The organism is Aquicella siphonis (assembly GCF_902459485.1).
GTDB lineage: Bacteria > Pseudomonadota > Gammaproteobacteria > DSM-16500 > DSM-16500 > Aquicella > Aquicella siphonis.
Map to the genome: position 1 here is coordinate 1613970 of NZ_LR699119.1, position 19310 is coordinate 1633279.

Sequence of the window (19310 nt, forward strand, 5' to 3'; positions counted from 1 at the left end):
CTCAATTCAGCCACAAAAATTCAGGGCCATTGATGCCGCGCGCAGCCTCTCTGTTCCATGCATGAAGGCAGCAGCTTTCCTAACTTTAATAAATTTGATGCTGTGTGTTCAGATCGAAATCCATGTGACCTGGATAAGCAAGCAGATCAATCAAGCTATCAAAAACCTTTGTGCAGCACAAGAGGGTTGGTTGAATAAATCCTGTTACGAAACGCAGCGCCCGCAACTCACCAGCCCGTGCGGACCCATAAGCCGCCGTGCGTGACCAATGCGCGGAATCAGCCGTCATATATCCTCAAGCAGTGATTGCCATGACGCTCCTCTCTCCAGTAAACTTGCAGTCTTGCGAAATAAATAATCGAATCCTTCAATATGAATAAACCGCTCGCGATCCTGCAAGATAGTATCATGGCTATCCTGTTGGGAGTCGCCCTGACCTTTGCCTTTGCGCCCTATGAGGTTTTTCCTCTGGCCGTCATCGCACCCGCCGGGCTCCTGGCGATATGGCTGCGTACGTCCGCATCTCTCTCGCGTACCTTCTGGGCCGGATTCTGCTTTGGTCTCGGGATGTTTGGAGCCGGCGTTTATTGGGTTTTCACCAGTATCCATGTGTTTGGCGGTGTGCCCGCTCCTTTCGCTGTGATCATCACAATAGGCATGATAGCCATTCTTGCCCTGTTTCCTGCCGCTGTCGGCTATTTTACCAACCGGTATTTTCCTCTCAATCATACCGCCAAGCTGATCTATGCCTTTCCCGCCATCTGGGTGTTGAGTGAATGGGTACGCAGCTGGCTGTTCACCGGGTTCCCGTGGCTATTCCTGGGCTATAGCCAAACCAGCTCGCCCCTGCGGGGATATGCCCCTGTTCTGAGCGTATATTTCGTTTCACTCACCGTACTGCTGAGCAGCGGCCTGATCGTCAACGCAGTCATCCAATACAAAAAGAAGCAATTCAAACCGCTTTATCTGAATCTGCTCGCGCTGGCCCTCATCTGGATCCTGGGCGGATTGCTCAGCCTGATCCCCTGGACCAAACCGCAGGGCGAACCGCTTTCTGTCGCCATGGTACAAGGCAACATTCCCCAGTCCATCAAATGGTCTCCCGAGCATTTGCAATTATCATTTGACCGCTATTCAGAACTCACCGGCCCGCTGTGGGGAAAATATAATCTTATTATCTGGCCGGAGGCAGCCGTTCCTCTTCCCCTGCAAAGCGCTGAACCGTTTATAGACAGCATGGACCAGAAAGCCCGTGACAGCCATTCCACTCTCTTGCTGGGCATCCCCATTCGCGCGGAAGACGGCAGCGGTTATTTTAATGCGATAGTCACCCTGGGAAAGAATAAACAAGTGTATCTCAAGCGTCACCTGGTTCCCTTCGGCGAATACACACCCTTGTCCAAGTTTTTTGCCAACGCCCTGCAATTCATGAATATTCCCATGTCCGACATGCTGCCCGGTAAGTTTTTGCAGCCGCCTTTAACGGCTGGCGATACGAAAATCCTGGCATCCATCTGCTACGAAATCGCCTTTCCGCAACTCACCCGCTCGCGGGACAAATCCATAGGCATGCTGTTGGTTGCGACCAATGACGCCTGGTTTGGCGAATCCAATGCAGAACCTCAACACCTGCAAATGGCGGCCATGCGTGCCATAGAATTTGGCAAACCGGTATTGTTTGTCAGCAATGACGGAATTACTGCCATCATTAATCCGGATGGAAGAGTCGAAACCGCCGCTCCGCAGCGGCAGACTGCTGTGCTGACAGGCTCCGTCCAGCCCATGTACGGCATCACACCCTGGCTGAAAAACGGTATGGATCCAATGCTTTTCTTGCTTGTCTGTATGATATACGCCGCGGTCCGGGCAAAAAGAAGAGAAATGCCTTCGCCGCCTGAACAAAAAACACGACAACATAAACGATCAAAGACTAACACTTAAGATGGGGCACGCGAGCAGCCAATGGAAGAACAATACAAACCTCAAGAAATCGAAACAAATGCACAGCGGTACTGGCATGAAAAAAACTGTTTTCAAGTCGTTGAAGATGTCAACAGGGAAAAATTTTACTGCCTGTCCATGTTTCCCTATCCCAGCGGCAGTCTGCACATGGGGCATGTACGAAATTATACCATTGGCGATGTGATAGCCCGCTATCAGTACATGCTGGGTAAAAACGTTTTACAACCCATGGGCTGGGATGCGTTCGGACTACCTGCTGAAAACGCCGCAATCAAGAACAATATTCCACCCGCGGCATGGACGCGCCAGAACATCCAGCACATACGCGGCCAAATGATGCGCATAGGCTTCGCGTACGACTGGAGCCGCGAAATCACGACTTGCGATCCCGAATATTATCGCTGGGAACAATGGTTCTTCCTGCGCTTGTTTAAAAAAGGTCTCGTCTATAAAAAAAATGCCGAAGTAAACTGGGACCCGGAAGACCAGACGGTGCTTGCCAACGAACAAGTCGTGAACGGCCGCGGCTGGCGCTCGGGAGCCCTGGTGGAACGCAGGGAAATTCCACAATGGTTTTTAAAGATTACTGCCTACGCGGAAGAACTGCTGCGCGACCTGGACAAACTGGAGCACTGGCCGCAGCAAGTCAAGACCATGCAGCGCAACTGGATAGGACGTTCGGAAGGGGTAGAGATCACCTTCCCGGTCAGCGGACAGGATCCCATACGGATTTATACAACCCGTCCCGACACTTTATATGGCGTGACCTATATCGCGGTTGCCCCGCAGCATCCCCTGACCAGGCGCCTGGCGGAACACAATCCTGCCCTGAAACTGTTCATGGAAGAATGCCGCAATATCAAGGTGGCTGAAGCGGATATCGCCACCATGGAAAAGCGCGGCATGCCGCTTGGGCTGACGGCGCGCCATCCTCTGACCGGGCAAGACATTCCAGTCTGGGTGGCAAACTTCGTCTTGATGGAATACGGTTCAGGCGCCTTAATGGCTGTCCCCGCCCATGACCAGCGTGATTTTGAATTCGCGCAAAAATACGGCCTTCCCCTGAAACAAGTGATTGCCCCTGCGGACGAGACCAGATGGGATTTCAATCAGGGTGCTTACACGGAATACGGTACCTTGATGGATTCAGCCGAATTCACCGGCCTTACTTCTACCCAGGCCTTCAATGCCGTCGCTGCGCATCTTGAAGCACTGGAATTGGGTGAGCGCAAGATTCAATACCGCCTGCGGGACTGGGGTGTCTCGCGCCAGCGTTACTGGGGCACGCCCATTCCCATCATCAACTGCATGAATTGCGGCGCGGTACCTGTCCCGGACAAAGACCTGCCGGTCATCCTGCCCGAAGAAGTACAATTTACCGGCGTCGTTTCGCCATTGAAAACCATGGCATCGTTCTACAAAACCACTTGCCCCAAATGTCATGAACCCGCGGAACGCGAAACAGATACGTTTGATACCTTCATGGAGTCATCCTGGTATTACGCGCGTTTCGCCTGCAAAAAACAAAACAAGAGCATGCTGGATGGCCGCGCCAATTACTGGCTGTCTGTGGATCAATATGTGGGCGGCATAGAACACGCCGTGCTGCACTTGCTATACGCGCGCTTCTTCCACAAACTGATGCGCGATGAAGGCTTGCTCAATACCGATGAACCTTTTCTCCGCCTGCTTTCGCAAGGCATGGTGTTGAATAACGGCGCCAAAATGTCCAAGTCCAAGGGCAATGTGGTGGATCCCCAACTGCTGGTGGATCATTACGGCGCGGATACCGTAAGACTCTTCATGATGTTCGCCGCGCCGCCGGAACAAAGCCTAGAATGGTCAGACAGCGGCGTGGAAGGCGCGCACCGCTTCCTGAAACGTTTATGGGCATACGGCTACGAAGTGAAGGACATCATCCGCAAGCTCAACCGCCTCCCCAAAACCAACCTGCTCAGTATGGCAAACTGGGAAAAAGCCGACGCTGCGCAGACAGAAGTGTTCCGTCAGATTTATGAAATTCTGGAACAAGCCAAATTTGACTACGAACGGCAGCAATATAATACCGTCGTATCCAGCTGCATGAAGATACTGAACCTGCTGGCGAAAATTCCTGAAGCTGACAGTGACCAGATTGATATTCGCGAGATCATCATTTTTAAAGGGTTTAGCATCCTGTTGCGCCTGCTTGCTCCGATCACACCGCATATCACACATCAGTTATGGCAAGACCTGAACTATGAAGGCATTATCCTCAACGCTTCCTGGCCAAGATCCAGCCCGATTGTCTTCAAGGTGGATACCATAGAACTGGTCGTTCAGGTCAACGGCAAGTTACGCAGCCGCGTGCGGGTTCCCCACGGCGCGAACCAGGAGATAATCGAAAGCAGAATTGTGGATGACGCAAAAGTACAGCAGGCGATAAACGGCAAGCTGATCAAAAAAATCATTATCGTGCCGGGCAAGCTGGCAAACGTAGTCACGGGAGAATAATGATAAAAAAACTTTTATCCGCCCTTTTGCTGTTGTGCCTGGGATTTGCCCTGGCAGGCTGCGGCTTTCATTTGCAAGGAGAAACGCGTCTCGCTCCCCCGTTGCATCGCATGTATCTGCAGACTTCCGATCCTTACGGCCAGCTCGCGCGCAATCTCCAGCAATATCTTAAACTGTCCAAAGTCCAGCTGGTCTCTTCTCCCCAGGAAGCAACCGCCATACTCAATATCCTGCATGATAATACTTCTCAGGAACTGCTGAGCGTCAGCGGAACTCAACAGACCCGTCAATACACGCTTAAAGTCACCGTCACCTTTGAAATCAGCGACGCCAAAGGCAGGACCATCATTAGCCCGCAGACACTGTCAGAGTCCAGAACCATGACAGTCCAATCCAACCAGGTACTGGGCAGCAGCAACGAAGCCTCCCTGTTTTATCAGCAGATGCGCCGCACACTGGCTTACGCCATCATGAAACGCATCGCCTCCAAAGAAATCACCCAGGCCATTGAGAACGCATTTCATCCTGACTCTGACCAAATCAAGCCATGAAGCTGACCTACTTTCAATTAGAACCCCACCTCGCCAGACAATTGGCTGCTGTTTACATCTTCAGCGGCGATGAGTTGTTACTCAAACAGGACGCCCTGAGTCTATTGCGCAAGGCAGCAAGAAAGGCCGGTTTTAGCGGGCGTGTCCGCATACCGCCTGAAGCCGGATTTGACTGGGAACAGCTTTACTCACTTCTCTACTCCACGCCGCTGCTTGCTGAAAAACGCCTGTTCGAACTGGACTTCCGTGATAGCGGCCCCAATAAAGCGGCTGCGAAAATTTTGCAGGAATATGCTAAAAACCCGGTGCCGGATATCATTTTGTCGCTGGACACGGGAAAAATTGACAGCAAGACGGCGAAAAGCGCCTGGTATCAGTCTCTGGAAAAAGCGGGCGTGGTCATCAGTCTCTGGCCGATTCCGCGCGAGCAGCTTCCTCAATGGATGATCCAGCGCGCGCGCAAATACAAACTGTCGCTGCAGCCTGACGCCGCCGGTCTGCTCGCGGATTATGTGGAAGGAAATTTAACCGCGGCCGCGCAGGCCATAGAAAAAATTTATCTGCTGCAGCCACAAAAACCCGTTGATATTGAATTGATCCAGAATGTGCTGACGGACGAAAGCCGTTTTACCCTATTTGATTTTATCGACAGCTTGATCGCCGGCGACACCCCCCGCACGCTGCATGTTCTTGAGGCACTTCGAGCGGAAGATACAGAACCTGTGCTGGTATTATGGGGTATCGCGCGTGAACTCCGTCTGCTGGCGGATTACGCCCGCCGCATCCGCGAAGGCTGCACATATGAGCAGCTATTTCAGCAGCAAAGGATTTTCCCGCGCCGCCAGGCTGCCGTCCGCCGGTTTCTGGACCGCTTCTCCGCCGCGGACTGCCGGGGTTTACTGGTGCATGCCGCCGAAATCGACCGCGTCATCAAGGGCGCAGTCAAAGGCGCGGCATGGGATTGCCTGCGGCTCTTCTGCTTGCGGCTGGCCGGCTGAGGCGCGCACGCCACGGCAAAAGACAGCCATGATATAATATGAATAATAACAACAGGTCATTTTAAAAAATGCATCAGACGCACAAAGCCATAGGCATACTAGGCGGCACTTTCGACCCCATACACCACGGCCATTTACGCATGGCGCTGGAACTTTATGAGACGCTGGATCTCGCAAAAGTGCATATTGTCCCGACGTATAAACCGCTTTATCGCAAGCAGCCCGTCGCGTCACCGTCGCAGCGCCTGGAAATGGTCAAGTGCGCCGTTTCCGATGAGCCGGCCCTGGTTGCCGATGACCGGGAAATTCTCCGTAAAGGTCCCACCTATAGCATCGACACCCTGCTGGAACTGCGCGCCGAAATGCCGGACACGCCGCTTTGCCTGCTAGTCGGGATTGATGCCTTTCTGGGTTTTTCAAGCTGGCATCGCTGGAAAGAAATTCTGGAATGCGCGCATCTGATTGTCGCGCACCGCCCGCATTACCATCTTCCGCACACAGGCATCATCGCCGAACTGATACATGAACGATTACAAAAGGAAATATCTTTCATACATGAAAATTTAAGCGGAGGCATCCTGTTGCGACCCATCACAGCCCTGGAAATCTCAGCCACCGATATACGAAAACAGATTGCATTAGGAAGAAATCCAAGGTATTTATTGCCCGATAGCGTTTATGATTATATCAAGAAAAACGGCACCTACAGCATCAGCTGAACCTGAGAGCGGACATAAAATATGAAATCTGAAGATTTGCGAGACCTCGCCATCAAGGCGCTGGATGACATGAAAGGCATAGATATTGTGACCATGGATGTCCGCCCTCTGACCAGCATCACGGATTACATGATTATATGCACCGGCCGCTCAACCCGTCACGTCAAGGCGCTGGCGGATGCTGTCGCGGTCAAAGGCAAGGAAATGGGCGCTCCGCTGGTCCGCACGGAAGGGGAGCGCCAGAGCGAATGGATACTGGTAGACCTGGGTGATGTGGTAGTACATATCATGCTGGCGGCGACGCGGGCATTTTACAGCCTTGAAGATTTATGGGAGCCGGTCAAAGAATTGCGCGAGCAAAAATCGTAATATGAAAATCCGCCTCCTGACCATCACCCACAAATCACCTGCGTGGATACGGGAAGGTTATGAGGAATACGCCAAACGCCTGCCAGCAACCTGCCAACTGGAACTTGTGGAAATTCCTGCGGAAAAACGCACCCCCCATGCGGATCTGCGCCGTATCACGGAGCGTGAAGGCGAAAAAATGCTGAATGCCGTCAAACCCGGCCATAAGATTATCGCGCTTGATATCAAAGGCAGTCTCTGGACAACGGAGCAGCTCGCTGAGCAGCTTGCCCTCTGGCATCAGGGAGGGCGCCATATCGACCTGCTGGTCGGCGGGCCTGACGGTCTGTCCCCTGCCTGCCTGATCAAGGCCGAACAAAAATGGTCGCTCTCGCCGCTGACCTTTCCCCATTTTCTGGTGCGCCTGATTGTCGCCGAGCAGATTTACCGTGCCTATAGCATACTCATTCAACACCCATACCACAGATAATCAGACACTGCCCCGGCAATGCGCGCTTGAATCCAGAAAGCAAAATCCCGGATGACTCGTTAATCACTTAATCCGGCGAGCCCATGCCCACCACAGCCAGCAGAATCCTGATTTGCTCCAGTTTGTCAGCGCAGGCTTTTTTCGCCTTGTATAAATCATCTTTTGCCGTGCGCAGCCGGGCATCCGGCGCATGGGTGTTTTTCAGCTGCTGGTAGGACTGGTCAGCTTCCGCCGCGCGCTGCTTCAAGACCATATAATCCATTTGAGCCGTCAAAATGCGCTGACCGAATTTTTCCGGATTTTCCTGTTGTTCATTGATGAGTGAAATCATGTTTTCCGCAGCAAACAGGACAATTTCGCATTCCGCCGCCCTGTCCGCCGTCTTGTTGTACTCGGATTGACAACTTGTTACCGCCGCCTTCAAGGCCGCGGGGTGTTGCATGTAATACGAATAGGAAGCCTTGTCTTTGCACCCGGCCAGCAAGACCGGCGCAAACAGGATAATCATGAACCGCAGCAGCCTGGGCCATCCATTTTGAAAAGTATATATTGTCATGATGTGATTACTTGAATCGTATGAGTGTATAGGGAAAACCGTTTGTAGAGACATAATTGATAAGAGGCAGGGAAACCAGCACCAGTCCCGCAATCAGTAAAAAAACAACTGTGCTCATCGGCACCATGGTCGGACTTCTTCGGTGCTCAAAATATTTGATAATGCTCGCGAACAAAAAGGCGCCGCCCACCAGAACACAAGCACTATGCAAAAAATCAGCCATCACGCTGACCGGATCCATCAGATTTGAAGCCACTGTTCCCAGCCCCAAACTCTTGGCAGCCAACGCAACAGACGGAACCATGCTCAGAACGATGATTCCCACTATAAAATACTCAAATAATTTCCGCTTCATGCATTTAACCTTGTTAAGGGCCGTACCCTCATATAAATTATAGTATAATTAACAGTATATTTCGAGAATGCGGCCTGGTGCTTCCAGCGATGCTTTTAATGGCGTCCGTCAATTCAGGGTTATTATAAGTTGATGAATACGTTTGGCAACTTGTCTGAAACAATGAGCGAATCAGAAATCATCTACCCGATATCAGATGAGCGTCTCCCCTTTCCTGAATACATCGCCCGCTCCCGGGCCATCATCGCCGACCGCCGCCCGGACTTGAAATCCGGCGGCGCCAGATCAGCACTCATTCTTGACGCAAACAGTCCTTATGAATTCTATCCTGCCCAACCCCTGAGCGGCAGCCACAAACGCCTCAAATACGGTGTACTGCTCATTCATGGCTTACTGGATTGTCCTTTTTCCCTGCGTGACATAGGAACACATTTGCAGACCAAAGGCATGCTTTGCCGTTCCATTCTGCTGCCTGGCCATGGCACCACACCTGATGATTTGCTGACGATTTCCTATCATGACTGGGTCAAGGCGGTTCGTTACGGCGTTGAAAGTCTGCGCCAGGAAGTCGATCAGATTTTTCTGGCCGGGTATTCTACCGGCGCGAGCCTGTCTGTTTACCAGGCATTACAGGATAATCAAATTTCGGGAGTGATCCTGCTCGCTCCCGCCATTCGCATCAAGGCTCCGGTCAGTATCGTTGTCGCATGGCATTATCTGAAAAAATGGCTGGGTTATGAGCCTAATCCATGGCTTTTTAAAGAAGAAGAAAACGATTACGCGAAATATCTGTCGATTGCTTTCAATCCCGTCACCCAGGTCGCCTCGTTGACTCATGTTCTGAAAGAGCTGGGCGGACGCCAGCCGCCCGTGTGTCCCATATTCATGGCGGTCAGCCGGGAAGATGAAACCATCTCCAGCCACAAAGCCATTAATTTTTTTTTCCAGCCTGAAAAACCCCCGCAGTAAAATGCTTTTATATACGTCATGTGATCACCGTTATCCGGATTCGCGGATTGAAACACGATTGACCCGGTATCCCGATTTGAATATCAATCATTTCTCGCATATCTCACTGCCGTTTTCTCCACACAACCCTCATTATGGACAATACGGTGATTATGAATATGCCTCGCAGCTGGAACACCGTGGTTTTATTTACGGCGCCTATAACCCTCTCGAGGTAGAATGGTTTGAGATGCTGCAGAAATTAAAATGCGTACGGCACCCCCGCCGTCAACTAACCTACAATCCTGATTTTGAATACCTGGCAGAACAGATCACTCAATTTATCCTGTCAAACTAGACTCGTTTTTCATTCTGTCCGCCGCCGGCCTGTTATGTCTGCGGCGACTTTTCCTGGCGCAGCCAATACGCGAATATCATAAACGCGCCCGCACAAATGGCGCTGTCGGCAATGTTGAATATCGCAAAATGCCAGCCGCCCCAATGAAAGGACAGGAAATCGATGACATAACCATAAAGAATGCGGTCCCAGGCATTACCCAGCGCACCTCCCAGAACCAGACAAAGCGCGATATTCATCCAGTATGCCCGCGCGGGCAGCCTCGACAACCATACCAGCACAATGATGCTGACGAGCAGCGCGAGTCCTCCCAAAAACCAGTTTTGCCACCCGGAAGCAGAATGCAAAAAGCTGAAAGCGGCGCCGGTATTGTATGCGAGCGTCAAATTAAAGAATGGCAGCAGCCTGAGCGGTTCCTGATAAACCAGGTGATGCACGACCCAGATTTTTGAATAACGGTCGATGACAATGACGATAACCGCGAGCCATAGCCACACCCATCCGCTGCCCAGATACTTCTTGATAACATTCATGATCCCAGTCCTAAGCAAATTCTCTTTTTTCGCCAGAGCCGGCAACATTTTCCACACAGCGGCCGCACAATCCGGGAAAATCCCTGTTAGCATCAACATCCGCGCGCCGGTGCCAGCAGCGCTCGCATTTTGGATGAATGGTGGCGTTCACCTTCAGGCTTAAACCCGGCACATCGGTCACAACCGGGTCCACCGGCCCCGCGTGTTCAGCAATCACTGTCGCGGATGAGGTAATGAGAACAAAGCGCAGTTCATCCTGAAGCATGTCCAGTTGATTTTTAAGATTGGGAGCGGCATACAAGTACACTTCCGCTTCAAGCGCTGATCCCATCTTGCCGGCATTGCGCTGGTTTTCTATTTCCTTGTTGACCGCGTCACGTACTTGCCGGATTTTATCCCAGTAAGACACATTCATCCTTTCATCGGCAGGCATTTCCGCCAATTCAGTATACCAGGTGGTCAGCATCACGGATTCTGTCTTTTCGCCCGGAAGATACCGCCAGATTTCTTCCGCGGTAAAACTCATGATGGGCGCCATCCAGCGCACCAAGGCATGCGCGATATGGTACAGCGCGGTCTGCGCCGAACGCCGGCCGCGGCTGTTGGTCTGCATGGTGTATTGGCGGTCCTTGATGATATCAAGATAAAAACCGCCCAGATCTGACACGCAGAAATTATGCAGTTTCTGCACGACGGCGTGAAATTGATAAGTCGCGTAGGCCTCGCGGATTTCTTCCTGAATCTGCCGGGTCTTTTCAACCGCAAACTGATCCAGCTTGAGCATGTCTTGAGGGCGCACCTGATCTTTTTGCGGATCAAACCCGTTGAGATTGGCAAGCAAAAACCGCGCCGTGTTGCGAATACGGCGATAGGCTTCAGACATACGGTTAAGAATTTCCTTGGAAGCGCTGATTTCATAACGATAATCGATGGATGCCACCCACAGACGCAGGATATCCGCGCCCAGTGTCTGAATGACTTCTTCAGGCGCAATCACATTGCCCAGTGACTTGGACATTTTACGCCCGTGTCCGTCCACGACAAAACCATGCGTCAACACTTCCCGATAAGATTCGCTTCCGTTGATCGCAACCGATGTCAACAGCGAAGACTGAAACCAGCCGCGATGCTGGTCGGATCCTTCCAGCACAATATCCGCCGGGAACGCGAGTTCAGGACGCGTCTTTAACACACATTCATGCGTGACACCCGAGTCAAACCAGACATCCAGTACATCCATGATTTTTTGATAATGCGCGGCATCAGTGCCCAGCACTGCTTCGGGATCCAGCGTATACCATGCTTCCACACCCTGTTTTTCCACGTGCGCCGCCACTTTTTCCATCAACGCGGGCGTATCAGGATGCAGCTCGCCCGTGTCCCGGTGTATGAACAAGGCAAGCGGAACGCCCCAGGCGCGCTGGCGTGAAATACACCAGTCAGGACGGTTTTCAATCATGCCGAAAATGCGTGACTTGCCCCAGTCCGGAATCCACTCCACCCGCTCTATCGCCTGTAACGCCATCTTTCTCAGACCGTTTTTATCCATGCTGATAAACCATTGCGGCGTCGCGCGGAATATCAACGGTGTTTTATGCCGCCAGCAATGCGGATAACTGTGGCGCAGGGATTCCTGATGAACAAGAGCGCCGTGCGCGCGCAATTCCTCGATGATTTTTTCATTCGACTTGCCTACGTGCAGCCCGGCGAAAAGCGGCGTGGCGGCGGTAAAACAACCGTCGTCGCCTACCGGGTTTTCCAGGGGAAGCTGATATTTCATGCCGGCCTGATAATCTTCCATACCATGAGCCGGTGCCGTATGTACCGCGCCAGTACCCGCTTCGATAGTCACATGATCGCCAAGAATCACCGGGACTTGTTTGTCATAGAAAGGATGCCGCAGGCGCACGCCTTCCAGTTTTTCACCCGTCACGCGTCCCAGAATCGTATGATTTTCAATGCCAAAGCGCTGCAACACCGCCGGCAGCAAATCCTGCGCGACCAGAAACTGTTCCGGCGCCGGTGTCGCGACCAGCACATATTCCAGCAGGGGGTTGAGTGCCACCGCTTCATTGGCGGGCAGCGTCCAGGGCGTGGTGGTCCAGATGGGAATGGAGATAGAGCCCATGCCTTTATGCACATGCGCGAAGCGGCTCCAGAAATCCGTGTTGTCCGCCACCTTGAAACGCACATCTATGGAAGGCGAGGTTTTTTCCGCATATTCCACTTCCGCTTCCGCCAGCGCGGAGGCGCAGTCCAGACACCAGTGCACAGGCTTATAACCTTTTTGCAAATGGCCGTTCTTTATGATTTTCGCCAGGCTGCGGATAATGTTAGCCTCATATTGGTAATCCATGGTCAGATAAGGATGCTCAAAGTCCGCCACGATACCCAGTCTCTTGAATTCCGCGCGCTGAATATCGATAAAGGAAGAAGCGTATTCACGGCATGCGATGCGGAATTCCGCCGCCGACACCTTGCGTCCCGGCTTGCCGATCTTTTTTTCCACATTGAGTTCTATGGGCAGGCCGTGGCAATCCCATCCCGGAACCAGAGGAGAATCAAACCCGCTCATGGTTTTGGATTTGACGATGATATCCTTGAGCAAGGTAGTGGTTGCCGTGCCCAGATGGATATGACCGTTCGCATACGGGGGGCCCAGATGCAGGATAAATTTCTCTTTTCCCTTGCGCTCCGTGCGCAGCCTGGCATAGAGATCCAGTTCCTGCCATTTCTTGAGAATTTCAGGCTCGCGCTGGGACAAGCTGGCTTTCATGGGAAAATCGGTCTGGGGCAAATTCAATGTCTGTTTGTAATCACTCATATCACACCACGCTGCTTAAAATAGTTCCGGGCGGCCGCCACGTCTTGCGCAATCTGCGTTTTAAGGAGGTCCAGGCTGGAGAAACGGACTTCTTCCCGCAGTTTTTCGCAAAACTCGACTTCGACATAACGACCATATATATCCTGATTAAAATCGAGTAAGTGTACCTCGAGTAAGGTTCGTGTGCCATCGACAGAAGGACGCACGCCCACATTCGCCACGCCGGGCAAGGGTGTGGCGGCGATGCCGTGCATGAAGACGCAATAAACACCGCGTACCGGGGTCAGTTTGCGGTGCAGGTAGATGTTGGCGGTGGGAAAACCGAATTGCCGGCCGCGCTGGTCACCGCGTCTTACCCTGCCCAGCATGGAATAAGGCCTGCCCAGCAGCGCCCTGACCAGAGCATGGTCTCCCGCGGCCAGGGCGCTGCGCACCCTTGTACTGCTGACTCTTTCCCCTCCCACGGTGAAAGTGGGCACGGTTTCGACGGAAAAACCCCTCTCCCTCCCCATGCTTTCCAGCAAGGCAAAATCACCCTGCCTTCCGCGTCCAAAATGAAAATCATCTCCCACGATCACATGACATGGCCGCAGGCTGCCGGCAATGATGCGGGACACGAAGTCAGGCGCGCTTAATTCAGCAAGTTGATGATTAAATCGCAATATCAGGATATTTTCCACACCGCACTCCGCGAGGGCGCAATATTTTTCCCGCAGGCGGGTCAAACGCGGGATAGTGACATTCTGGCCTGAAAAATATTCAAACGCATGGGGTTCAAACGTGACCGCCACCGACGGGACATGCCGGGCTGCGGCTTCTTCTGTCGTACGGGCAAGCAACTGCTGATGGCCCAGATGGACACCATCGAAATTGCCAATGGTCACCACCCCTCCTTGCTGCCGGGGTGTCATGTTATAGTAGGAACGAATCAGCTTCGCTGGCATAAGATCACCGGACTGCTTTCCAAAGATGGAAAATGTATGTTAAATCCGAACTTTTTGCTAGCATGTACACATTGAGACGGGTATCCAAGAGGTTAGTATGTCACTCATGACACCAGAAAAAATGCAGTCTGTCATTGAGGCCGCGATCATGATCGCCGGCCATCCGCTCACTATCGCTGCGTTACAGCAGCTTTTTCCGGAAGACCAGCGTCCGGCCGCCGCGGACATCAAGTCCATTCTTAATGCGCTGAAAGAGCGCCATCAACAGGAAAACAGCGGCATTGAACTGCAGGAAGTCGCCAGCGGATACCGTTTCCAGGCAAAAGCCGAATTAAGCCCCTGGCTGTCCAAACTATGGGAAGAACGCGCGCCGCGTTATTCGCGCGCCTTTCTTGAAACACTGGTGATTATCGCTTATAAACAACCCATCACCCGCGCGGAAATCGAAGAAATCCGCGGCGTCACGGTCAGCAGTAACATCATGAAAACCCTGCAGGAGCGCGACTGGATTCGTGTGATAGGTTACCGCGAGGTTCCCGGCAAACCCGCCATTTACGGCACAACCAAGACATTTCTGGATTATTTCAATTTAAAATCACTGACCGAGCTGCCCAGTCTGGCCGAATTCAAGGATCTGGCTGCCCAGGATAAAAAACTGCAAGTCCAGCTCGCGCTGGAAAACAGCGGCCTGGGACCGGAAAACAGTGAAAACATTCCCGGAGAACGCGAAGCCGTTTTACCCGGTGATGCTGCGGATGAATCAAGCGCCGGCCAGGAAAACAATGTCATTGCTTTCAATGAGCCTCAGGAAAACGCCGAAACCGATGCGGAAGATGATGCGGGACAGGAAGAGCGGGCTGCCGGTTAATCCCGCCGACTCTAATATCTCACTCTCACGTATTCGCGGCAAAATGCCGCAACCAAACAATCCGAGTAAATTATGTCCGAAAAAATTCAGAAGATATTAGCTAACGCCGGCATTGGTTCACGCCGGCAGATTGAAGGATGGATACAGGAAGGAAGAATCACCGTCAACGGGCGTGTCGCCACCATAGGCGACCGCATGACTTACCACGACAGCGTGTGCGTGGATGGACGGGAAATCCGGCTGGTCAAAAGCAAGAACCAGAAAACACGGGTTCTGATTTATCACAAGCCGGAAGGGGAAATGTGCACACGCCATGACCCGGAAAATCGTCCCACCATTTTTGACAGCCTGCCTATCATACGCAACAGCCGCTGGATTTGCGTGGGCAGACTGGATTTCAATACTTCCGGCCTGCTGCTGATCACTAATGACGGCGAGCTTGCCAATCAGCTCATGCACCCCCGCTCCGCCATCGAGCGTGAATATGCCGTGCGTATTCGCGGAGAAGTGAATGAAGAAGCATTGGAGAGGCTGGCCAAAGGCGTGCCGCTGGAAGACGGCGTGGCCCGTTTTCATCATATCGTCGACGCCGGCGGCAGCGGGTCAAACCACTGGTATCACGTCACCGTCAAGGAAGGACGCAATCGTCTGGTCCGCCGCCTTTGGGAAGCATTGGGATTCACAGTCAGCAGACTGATCCGCATCCGTTTTGGAAATGTTTATCTGCCGTCCGGACTCCGGCGCGGCCGGCATGTGGAACTTACCGACGATGAAGTCTCGGAACTGGAAAACTTTTTGAAACAGGTAAACCGGGAAATGAATTAACCCCGGAAATGGAGGGCGTCCACTGAACTGTGTCAGTGGACGCCCTCCGGAAGCATGTTTCAAGGTTCGAGGCTTAACTGATGCGGCGCCACAAGCCTGTTTCAATCTCAACCTGTTCTTCAGGCGTTATCACCCTGACATTCTTTGGCGCTGGCTGCTGCTTGTCTTTCTGGTCTTTTAGCTGCTGATACTGATGAGCCGAATACAGTCTCACCCCCAGATCTTCAAACGTATCACCATAAGCCTGGTCTGAAATCGCAACAGACTTCAAAAGCTTTCTGAGCACGCGCGCATGTGTCATGGCGGGCGAACTTGCCTGAGAAGCGGATGACGACGGTTGGCTCTTGACGCCGGCCCGATATTCCGCGGCAAGATTTTTTCTGAAATTATCCATCTGGGTGTGTCCCGGCTCCGCCAGTTTCGGAATCACTTTTTCCAGCTCGACTATCAATCGAGCCTCACTCAGTTTTCCTTCTGAAAAAGCCTGCACCAGACAGACAACGGATGCACGCGCACCCATGTCATCATAGCGGTGCCGTTCGCTGCGGCGCCAGAATTTCAACACACCAGGCTTATTATCTTCAACCAGCTCACTGATCAACCGAAGCTTCGTTTGCCAGTCATAATCTTGGTGGTTAAGAATGTTATACAATTTCGCCTTGTTTTCCACTTCAAAATGCTGGTGTCTTTTACCCCAATTCCAGAAAGCGAGGACATGAGGCTTTTCCGGCGCGGGCAAGCCGCTGCCCGGATAAACGGTTTTGAAGAAAATCTGTTTTTGACTATCTTCAGCGATGTCGCTCAGCGATTGATTCGCTTGCGCCCAGTAATTATCCCCTTTGGCGTGTTGCAGAATGACGGGAAAAGTAAATTGTCCTTGCAGTTTTACACCAGGCAAAAACATATTTTGCAATGACGTCAATAACTCATTATTCTGCCCTATCATATCAGGTCTGAAATAGATCTGATTTCGCAGTTCAGTGAGAGCTTCTTTCAGCTGTCTGAAAGCCGTATGGTGATACTCTCTTATATTCTCAAAACACTTTTGCAATTTCTCAACCTTAGCAGGTTGAGATTTGTATTCTGCCGCAAGTTTCTCATATTTCGCCCGTGCAATCTGATACTGTTTATCCAGTTTCAAAAGCGCGGCGCGAATGTGCAACGCCTTGGAAACCAGCGATGCGGAATCATCTCTAACCACAGCATCAACAATTCCGTTCGCAGCAAGATAATCCTCTGCAAACTTTCCAAATTTTCCATTTGCATGCAGCACGTTAAACCGATAAAGACTGACCGGGATAGTACTGTTCATGGCCTTGATCAAAATGCGCTCCTGGACCGGCATCAATACCGTCAGGTGCTTGATGACAGCAATGATTTCATCCGCATCCGGCACGGGAACCGTCATCTGGTCTCTGGAAGCTGCAAAGAGATCATTAACCGTTATATACAATCTGCCAAACAGCTCATTGAGGAAGCTATCTACCTCATTAGTCTCCAAACTCACCAACATTTTACGCGCGCGATTAAGCTTCTTGATGAAGCCCTCAAGGACTGGATTATCATTGATTAGCTTTAAGCGCTTGACCGCTAATCCCAGGTAACCAGCGCATTTTTCTTGCGTTGACATGTACGGATTAGAAGAAATTTCTTTTTCACGCTGGACAATGGCAGCCGTTCGCTTCAACTTTTCTTCCAGTCTCAAGGCATATTCGCGCACGCCGCTGGGTGTATCGATGTCTATGACTGTCTTTCCTGAATACCGGATATGATCACCGGCGCCAGCCTGCCGCAAGGCTTCAGCGCCAAAGCTCGCGCAGTTGTTGTGATAGAAATTATAATCATCAAGAATTCGTATGCTTCTGCCATATGCTGTTTTTACCGGATATTTCGCCATTGTCTGCTGCGCCCAGGCATAAGCAGCATCAAAATCCAGTTCAGCGCCAGGACGATCACATTTGATGACGACCGTTTCACAGCGTGAAAATTTCTTGCCCGGCCCTACCAGTGACTGATCATATTCCAGGTCCACAAAATAACCGCGGCCGGGATCTGGCGAAGGAAGCTTCACTTTTTTAAACGCTTTTCCAATGGCGGACTTATCCTTATTCGGACAGACATAAAAGCCCAGGTAAATGCGGTCGTTTTCATTCTTGTATAATTCAACCGTGGTATGGCCGTCAGAAGGAATACCAAACATTTCACGCTGCTCTTCGTCACTTTTTGAGGCATACCAGGTGCGGATGATGATGGTATTTTGATGCTTCCTGCCCTCTACTTTTGCCAGCTCAAGCTGGACTTGTTGTCTATGACGGGAAAGCAGATCGTTTAAATTTTCCAGAGCGGACAATAGGCTGGCGTAGTCCTTATCCAGTGCTTGTTCATCTACTTTCCCCAGGCGGTCGGTAAACGCTGAATTACTTTTCAAAATGGCATAATGGAGTCTTTTGGCCGCATTGAGACACACATGAAAATCGTGCATTTTCCTTGACAGACCGTCCAGAGAAACCAATTTCTTTTTCAGTTCGGATTCTCTTTGTTCGTCTTCATGGGAATAACCGGAAAAATCCAGCTCTGTGTCAAATTGAGCAAGCATCTGCTGGAAGCCGTCAACATCACGGGCACACTCCGAAAGAACCTGCGGAAGCGTCTTGAGCGTTTCAATTTCCTTGTATTGATTCCGAATGGCTGCAATCGGCTCGATATTAACTTTCCATTGATCCAGAAATTGTGCGGCCTCCGTTTCCAGTCGAAGCCGGTTCATGCTTGATCTATCCAGTAACGATGAGCGGTTCAATTCAGAGACATCATCACGGCCGAAGATGATATCTGCGCCTTCTTCAATGTCTTCTTCATTTGTAGATTCGTCATCATCCACAACCAGGATTCGTTTATCAGCTTGCTTCTCTTTGCCCTTGAGCAGACGGGATTTTATTTCTTTAAAATATTTTTCATTCTTCGTGTCGAATTCAAAATGACTGTCGCCAAGAATCAGGTGCGAATCCACATCATGCAATTCTGCGTCTGCAACCCTGCCGTGAGACTGGGCAATATCGCGGATTTCAGCAAACTCGATTTCACTCACTTCGAATTCACGAAGCTCGTAATCGATTTGACCACTCTTATCGACAGGTACATAGAAGTATATTTTCATGATCTCGTCTTGCCATTTGGCTTTAGGAATTATAATGATTTATTTTACAAGAAGATTATTAAGCAAATATTAGGGTTTATATCATTAATAATCATGCACTTGAGACGATACAATACACCCCCGACGGCATGACAGCCCTCCCGTCATGCCAACATGCTTTCAGCCGGCATCCAGCAATCCCTGAAAAGTCTGGATCCCTGCTTGTGTCAGGCCCTTCGAGACGGCACTGCGTGCCTCCTCAGGGCGAACGGATTGAGTGCCTTCCGTTCGTGGTGAGGAGCCGCGTTAGCGGCGTCTCGAACCATGAACCCTGGTCCTGGATTCCCGCTTTACCAGACACTACATGTATTTGCGCAGGGATGGCAGACGCCTGTCATGCCAGCC

At 51.4% G+C, this 19310-nt stretch carries 17 protein-coding genes; 11 read left to right on the forward strand and 6 right to left on the reverse strand.

What is annotated here, in order from left to right:
• Positions 1 to 372 precede the first annotated feature (372 nt).
• The 7 genes from lnt (at position 373) to rlmH (ending at position 7561) form a co-directional block, all read left to right on the forward strand.
• A complete protein-coding gene (gene lnt / locus AQULUS_RS07565; protein WP_148339465.1) occupies positions 373 to 1941 on the forward strand; it encodes an apolipoprotein N-acyltransferase in 1569 nt (522 codons plus the stop codon).
• Positions 1942 to 1962: 21 nt separating this feature from the next.
• Positions 1963 to 4455, forward strand: a complete 2493-nt coding sequence (gene leuS / locus AQULUS_RS07570) for a leucine--tRNA ligase (RefSeq protein WP_148339466.1) — start codon at positions 1963 to 1965, stop codon at positions 4453 to 4455.
• A complete protein-coding gene (locus AQULUS_RS07575) occupies positions 4455 to 5006 on the forward strand; it encodes an LPS-assembly lipoprotein LptE (protein ID WP_148339467.1) in 552 nt (183 codons plus the stop codon). Before leuS ends, AQULUS_RS07575 begins: the two co-directional genes overlap by 1 nt.
• Positions 5003 to 6004, forward strand: coding sequence for a DNA polymerase III subunit delta (gene holA / locus AQULUS_RS07580; protein ID WP_148339468.1), 1002 nt, complete (start codon positions 5003 to 5005; stop codon positions 6002 to 6004). The genes AQULUS_RS07575 and holA overlap by 4 nt, the downstream gene beginning before the upstream one ends.
• Positions 6005 to 6072: 68 nt before the next feature.
• Entirely contained in the window at positions 6073 to 6723 is a 651-nt protein-coding gene (nadD, locus tag AQULUS_RS07585) for a nicotinate-nucleotide adenylyltransferase (protein ID WP_148339469.1), read from the forward strand.
• 21 nt (positions 6724 to 6744) lie between these two features.
• Positions 6745 to 7092 carry a ribosome silencing factor gene (gene rsfS, locus AQULUS_RS07590; protein WP_148339470.1) on the forward strand — a complete coding sequence of 116 codons (348 nt, stop codon included), beginning with the start codon at positions 6745 to 6747 and terminating at the stop codon, positions 7090 to 7092.
• A 1-nt stretch (position 7093) separates the two neighbouring features.
• Positions 7094 to 7561, forward strand: coding sequence for a 23S rRNA (pseudouridine(1915)-N(3))-methyltransferase RlmH (rlmH, locus tag AQULUS_RS07595; protein WP_148339471.1), 468 nt, complete (start codon positions 7094 to 7096; stop codon positions 7559 to 7561).
• Between the two features lie 67 nt (positions 7562 to 7628).
• Here the strand turns inward: rlmH and AQULUS_RS07600 are convergent, their stop codons facing one another.
• Together AQULUS_RS07600 and AQULUS_RS07605 are read right to left on the reverse strand one after the other, a co-directional pair.
• The gene (locus tag AQULUS_RS07600; protein WP_148339472.1) at positions 7629 to 8117 is read right to left on the reverse strand and encodes an EexN family lipoprotein; all 489 of its coding nucleotides are present in this window, start codon (positions 8115 to 8117) and stop codon (positions 7629 to 7631) included.
• A 7-nt stretch (positions 8118 to 8124) separates the two neighbouring features.
• Entirely contained in the window at positions 8125 to 8472 is a 348-nt protein-coding gene (locus tag AQULUS_RS07605) for a hypothetical protein (protein ID WP_148339473.1), read from the reverse strand.
• Between the two features lie 132 nt (positions 8473 to 8604).
• Between AQULUS_RS07605 and AQULUS_RS07610 the strand changes: the two genes are divergently transcribed.
• Entirely contained in the window at positions 8605 to 9441 is an 837-nt protein-coding gene (locus AQULUS_RS07610; protein ID WP_232051910.1) for an alpha/beta hydrolase, read from the forward strand.
• A gap of 1 nt (position 9442) precedes the next feature.
• Positions 9443 to 9778, forward strand: a complete 336-nt coding sequence (locus tag AQULUS_RS07615; RefSeq protein WP_148339475.1) for a hypothetical protein — start codon at positions 9443 to 9445, stop codon at positions 9776 to 9778.
• Between the two features lie 32 nt (positions 9779 to 9810).
• Here AQULUS_RS07615 and lspA read toward each other — a convergent pair whose 3' ends face one another.
• From lspA to ribF, 3 genes are read right to left on the reverse strand one after another with little or no spacing between them, the layout of a single operon-like run.
• The gene (gene lspA, locus AQULUS_RS07620; protein WP_148339476.1) at positions 9811 to 10311 is read right to left on the reverse strand and encodes a signal peptidase II; all 501 of its coding nucleotides are present in this window, start codon (positions 10309 to 10311) and stop codon (positions 9811 to 9813) included.
• Positions 10312 to 10321: 10 nt separating this feature from the next.
• Positions 10322 to 13135 (reverse strand): isoleucine--tRNA ligase, encoded by a 2814-nt coding sequence (gene ileS / locus AQULUS_RS07625; protein WP_148339477.1) that lies wholly within the window; start codon positions 13133 to 13135, stop codon positions 10322 to 10324.
• Positions 13132 to 14079: a bifunctional riboflavin kinase/FAD synthetase gene (ribF, locus tag AQULUS_RS07630; RefSeq protein WP_148339478.1), complete on the reverse strand. Its 948-nt coding sequence runs from the start codon at positions 14077 to 14079 to the stop codon at positions 13132 to 13134. Before ribF ends, ileS begins: the two co-directional genes overlap by 4 nt.
• 97 nt (positions 14080 to 14176) lie before the next feature.
• Here ribF and scpB point away from each other — a divergent pair, with 97 nt between their 5' ends.
• On the forward strand, positions 14177 to 14947 hold the full coding sequence (gene scpB / locus AQULUS_RS07635; protein WP_232051857.1) for an SMC-Scp complex subunit ScpB: 771 nt from the start codon (positions 14177 to 14179) through the stop codon (positions 14945 to 14947).
• Between the two features lie 72 nt (positions 14948 to 15019).
• Complete coding sequence (gene rluB / locus AQULUS_RS07640; RefSeq protein ID WP_148339479.1) at positions 15020 to 15772, forward strand: 23S rRNA pseudouridine(2605) synthase RluB; 753 nt, start codon at positions 15020 to 15022, stop codon at positions 15770 to 15772.
• Between the two features lie 73 nt (positions 15773 to 15845).
• Here rluB and AQULUS_RS07645 read toward each other — a convergent pair whose 3' ends face one another.
• Positions 15846 to 18926: a hypothetical protein gene (locus AQULUS_RS07645; RefSeq protein WP_148339480.1), complete on the reverse strand. Its 3081-nt coding sequence runs from the start codon at positions 18924 to 18926 to the stop codon at positions 15846 to 15848.
• Positions 18927 to 19310: the final 384 nt, after the last annotated feature.

Bases quoted from the DNA above. Each gene is read 5' to 3' on its own strand.
- lnt (WP_148339465.1), top strand. From the start codon at position 373: ATGAATAAACCGCTCGCGATCCTGCAAGATAGTATCATGGCTATCCTG.
- leuS (WP_148339466.1), top strand. From the start codon at position 1,963: ATGGAAGAACAATACAAACCTCAAGAAATCGAAACAAATGCACAGCGG.
- AQULUS_RS07575 (WP_148339467.1), top strand. From the start codon at position 4,455: ATGATAAAAAAACTTTTATCCGCCCTTTTGCTGTTGTGCCTGGGATTT.
- holA (WP_148339468.1), top strand. From the start codon at position 5,003: ATGAAGCTGACCTACTTTCAATTAGAACCCCACCTCGCCAGACAATTG.
- nadD (WP_148339469.1), top strand. From the start codon at position 6,073: ATGCATCAGACGCACAAAGCCATAGGCATACTAGGCGGCACTTTCGAC.
- rsfS (WP_148339470.1), top strand. From the start codon at position 6,745: ATGAAATCTGAAGATTTGCGAGACCTCGCCATCAAGGCGCTGGATGAC.
- rlmH (WP_148339471.1), top strand. From the start codon at position 7,094: ATGAAAATCCGCCTCCTGACCATCACCCACAAATCACCTGCGTGGATA.
- AQULUS_RS07600 (WP_148339472.1), bottom strand. From the start codon at position 8,117: ATGACAATATATACTTTTCAAAATGGATGGCCCAGGCTGCTGCGGTTC.
- AQULUS_RS07605 (WP_148339473.1), bottom strand. From the start codon at position 8,472: ATGAAGCGGAAATTATTTGAGTATTTTATAGTGGGAATCATCGTTCTG.
- AQULUS_RS07610 (WP_232051910.1), top strand. From the start codon at position 8,605: ATGAATACGTTTGGCAACTTGTCTGAAACAATGAGCGAATCAGAAATC.
- AQULUS_RS07615 (WP_148339475.1), top strand. From the start codon at position 9,443: ATGCTTTTATATACGTCATGTGATCACCGTTATCCGGATTCGCGGATT.
- lspA (WP_148339476.1), bottom strand. From the start codon at position 10,311: ATGAATGTTATCAAGAAGTATCTGGGCAGCGGATGGGTGTGGCTATGG.
- ileS (WP_148339477.1), bottom strand. From the start codon at position 13,135: ATGAGTGATTACAAACAGACATTGAATTTGCCCCAGACCGATTTTCCC.
- ribF (WP_148339478.1), bottom strand. From the start codon at position 14,079: ATGCCAGCGAAGCTGATTCGTTCCTACTATAACATGACACCCCGGCAG.
- scpB (WP_232051857.1), top strand. From the start codon at position 14,177: ATGTCACTCATGACACCAGAAAAAATGCAGTCTGTCATTGAGGCCGCG.
- rluB (WP_148339479.1), top strand. From the start codon at position 15,020: ATGTCCGAAAAAATTCAGAAGATATTAGCTAACGCCGGCATTGGTTCA.
- AQULUS_RS07645 (WP_148339480.1), bottom strand. From the start codon at position 18,926: ATGAAAATATACTTCTATGTACCTGTCGATAAGAGTGGTCAAATCGAT.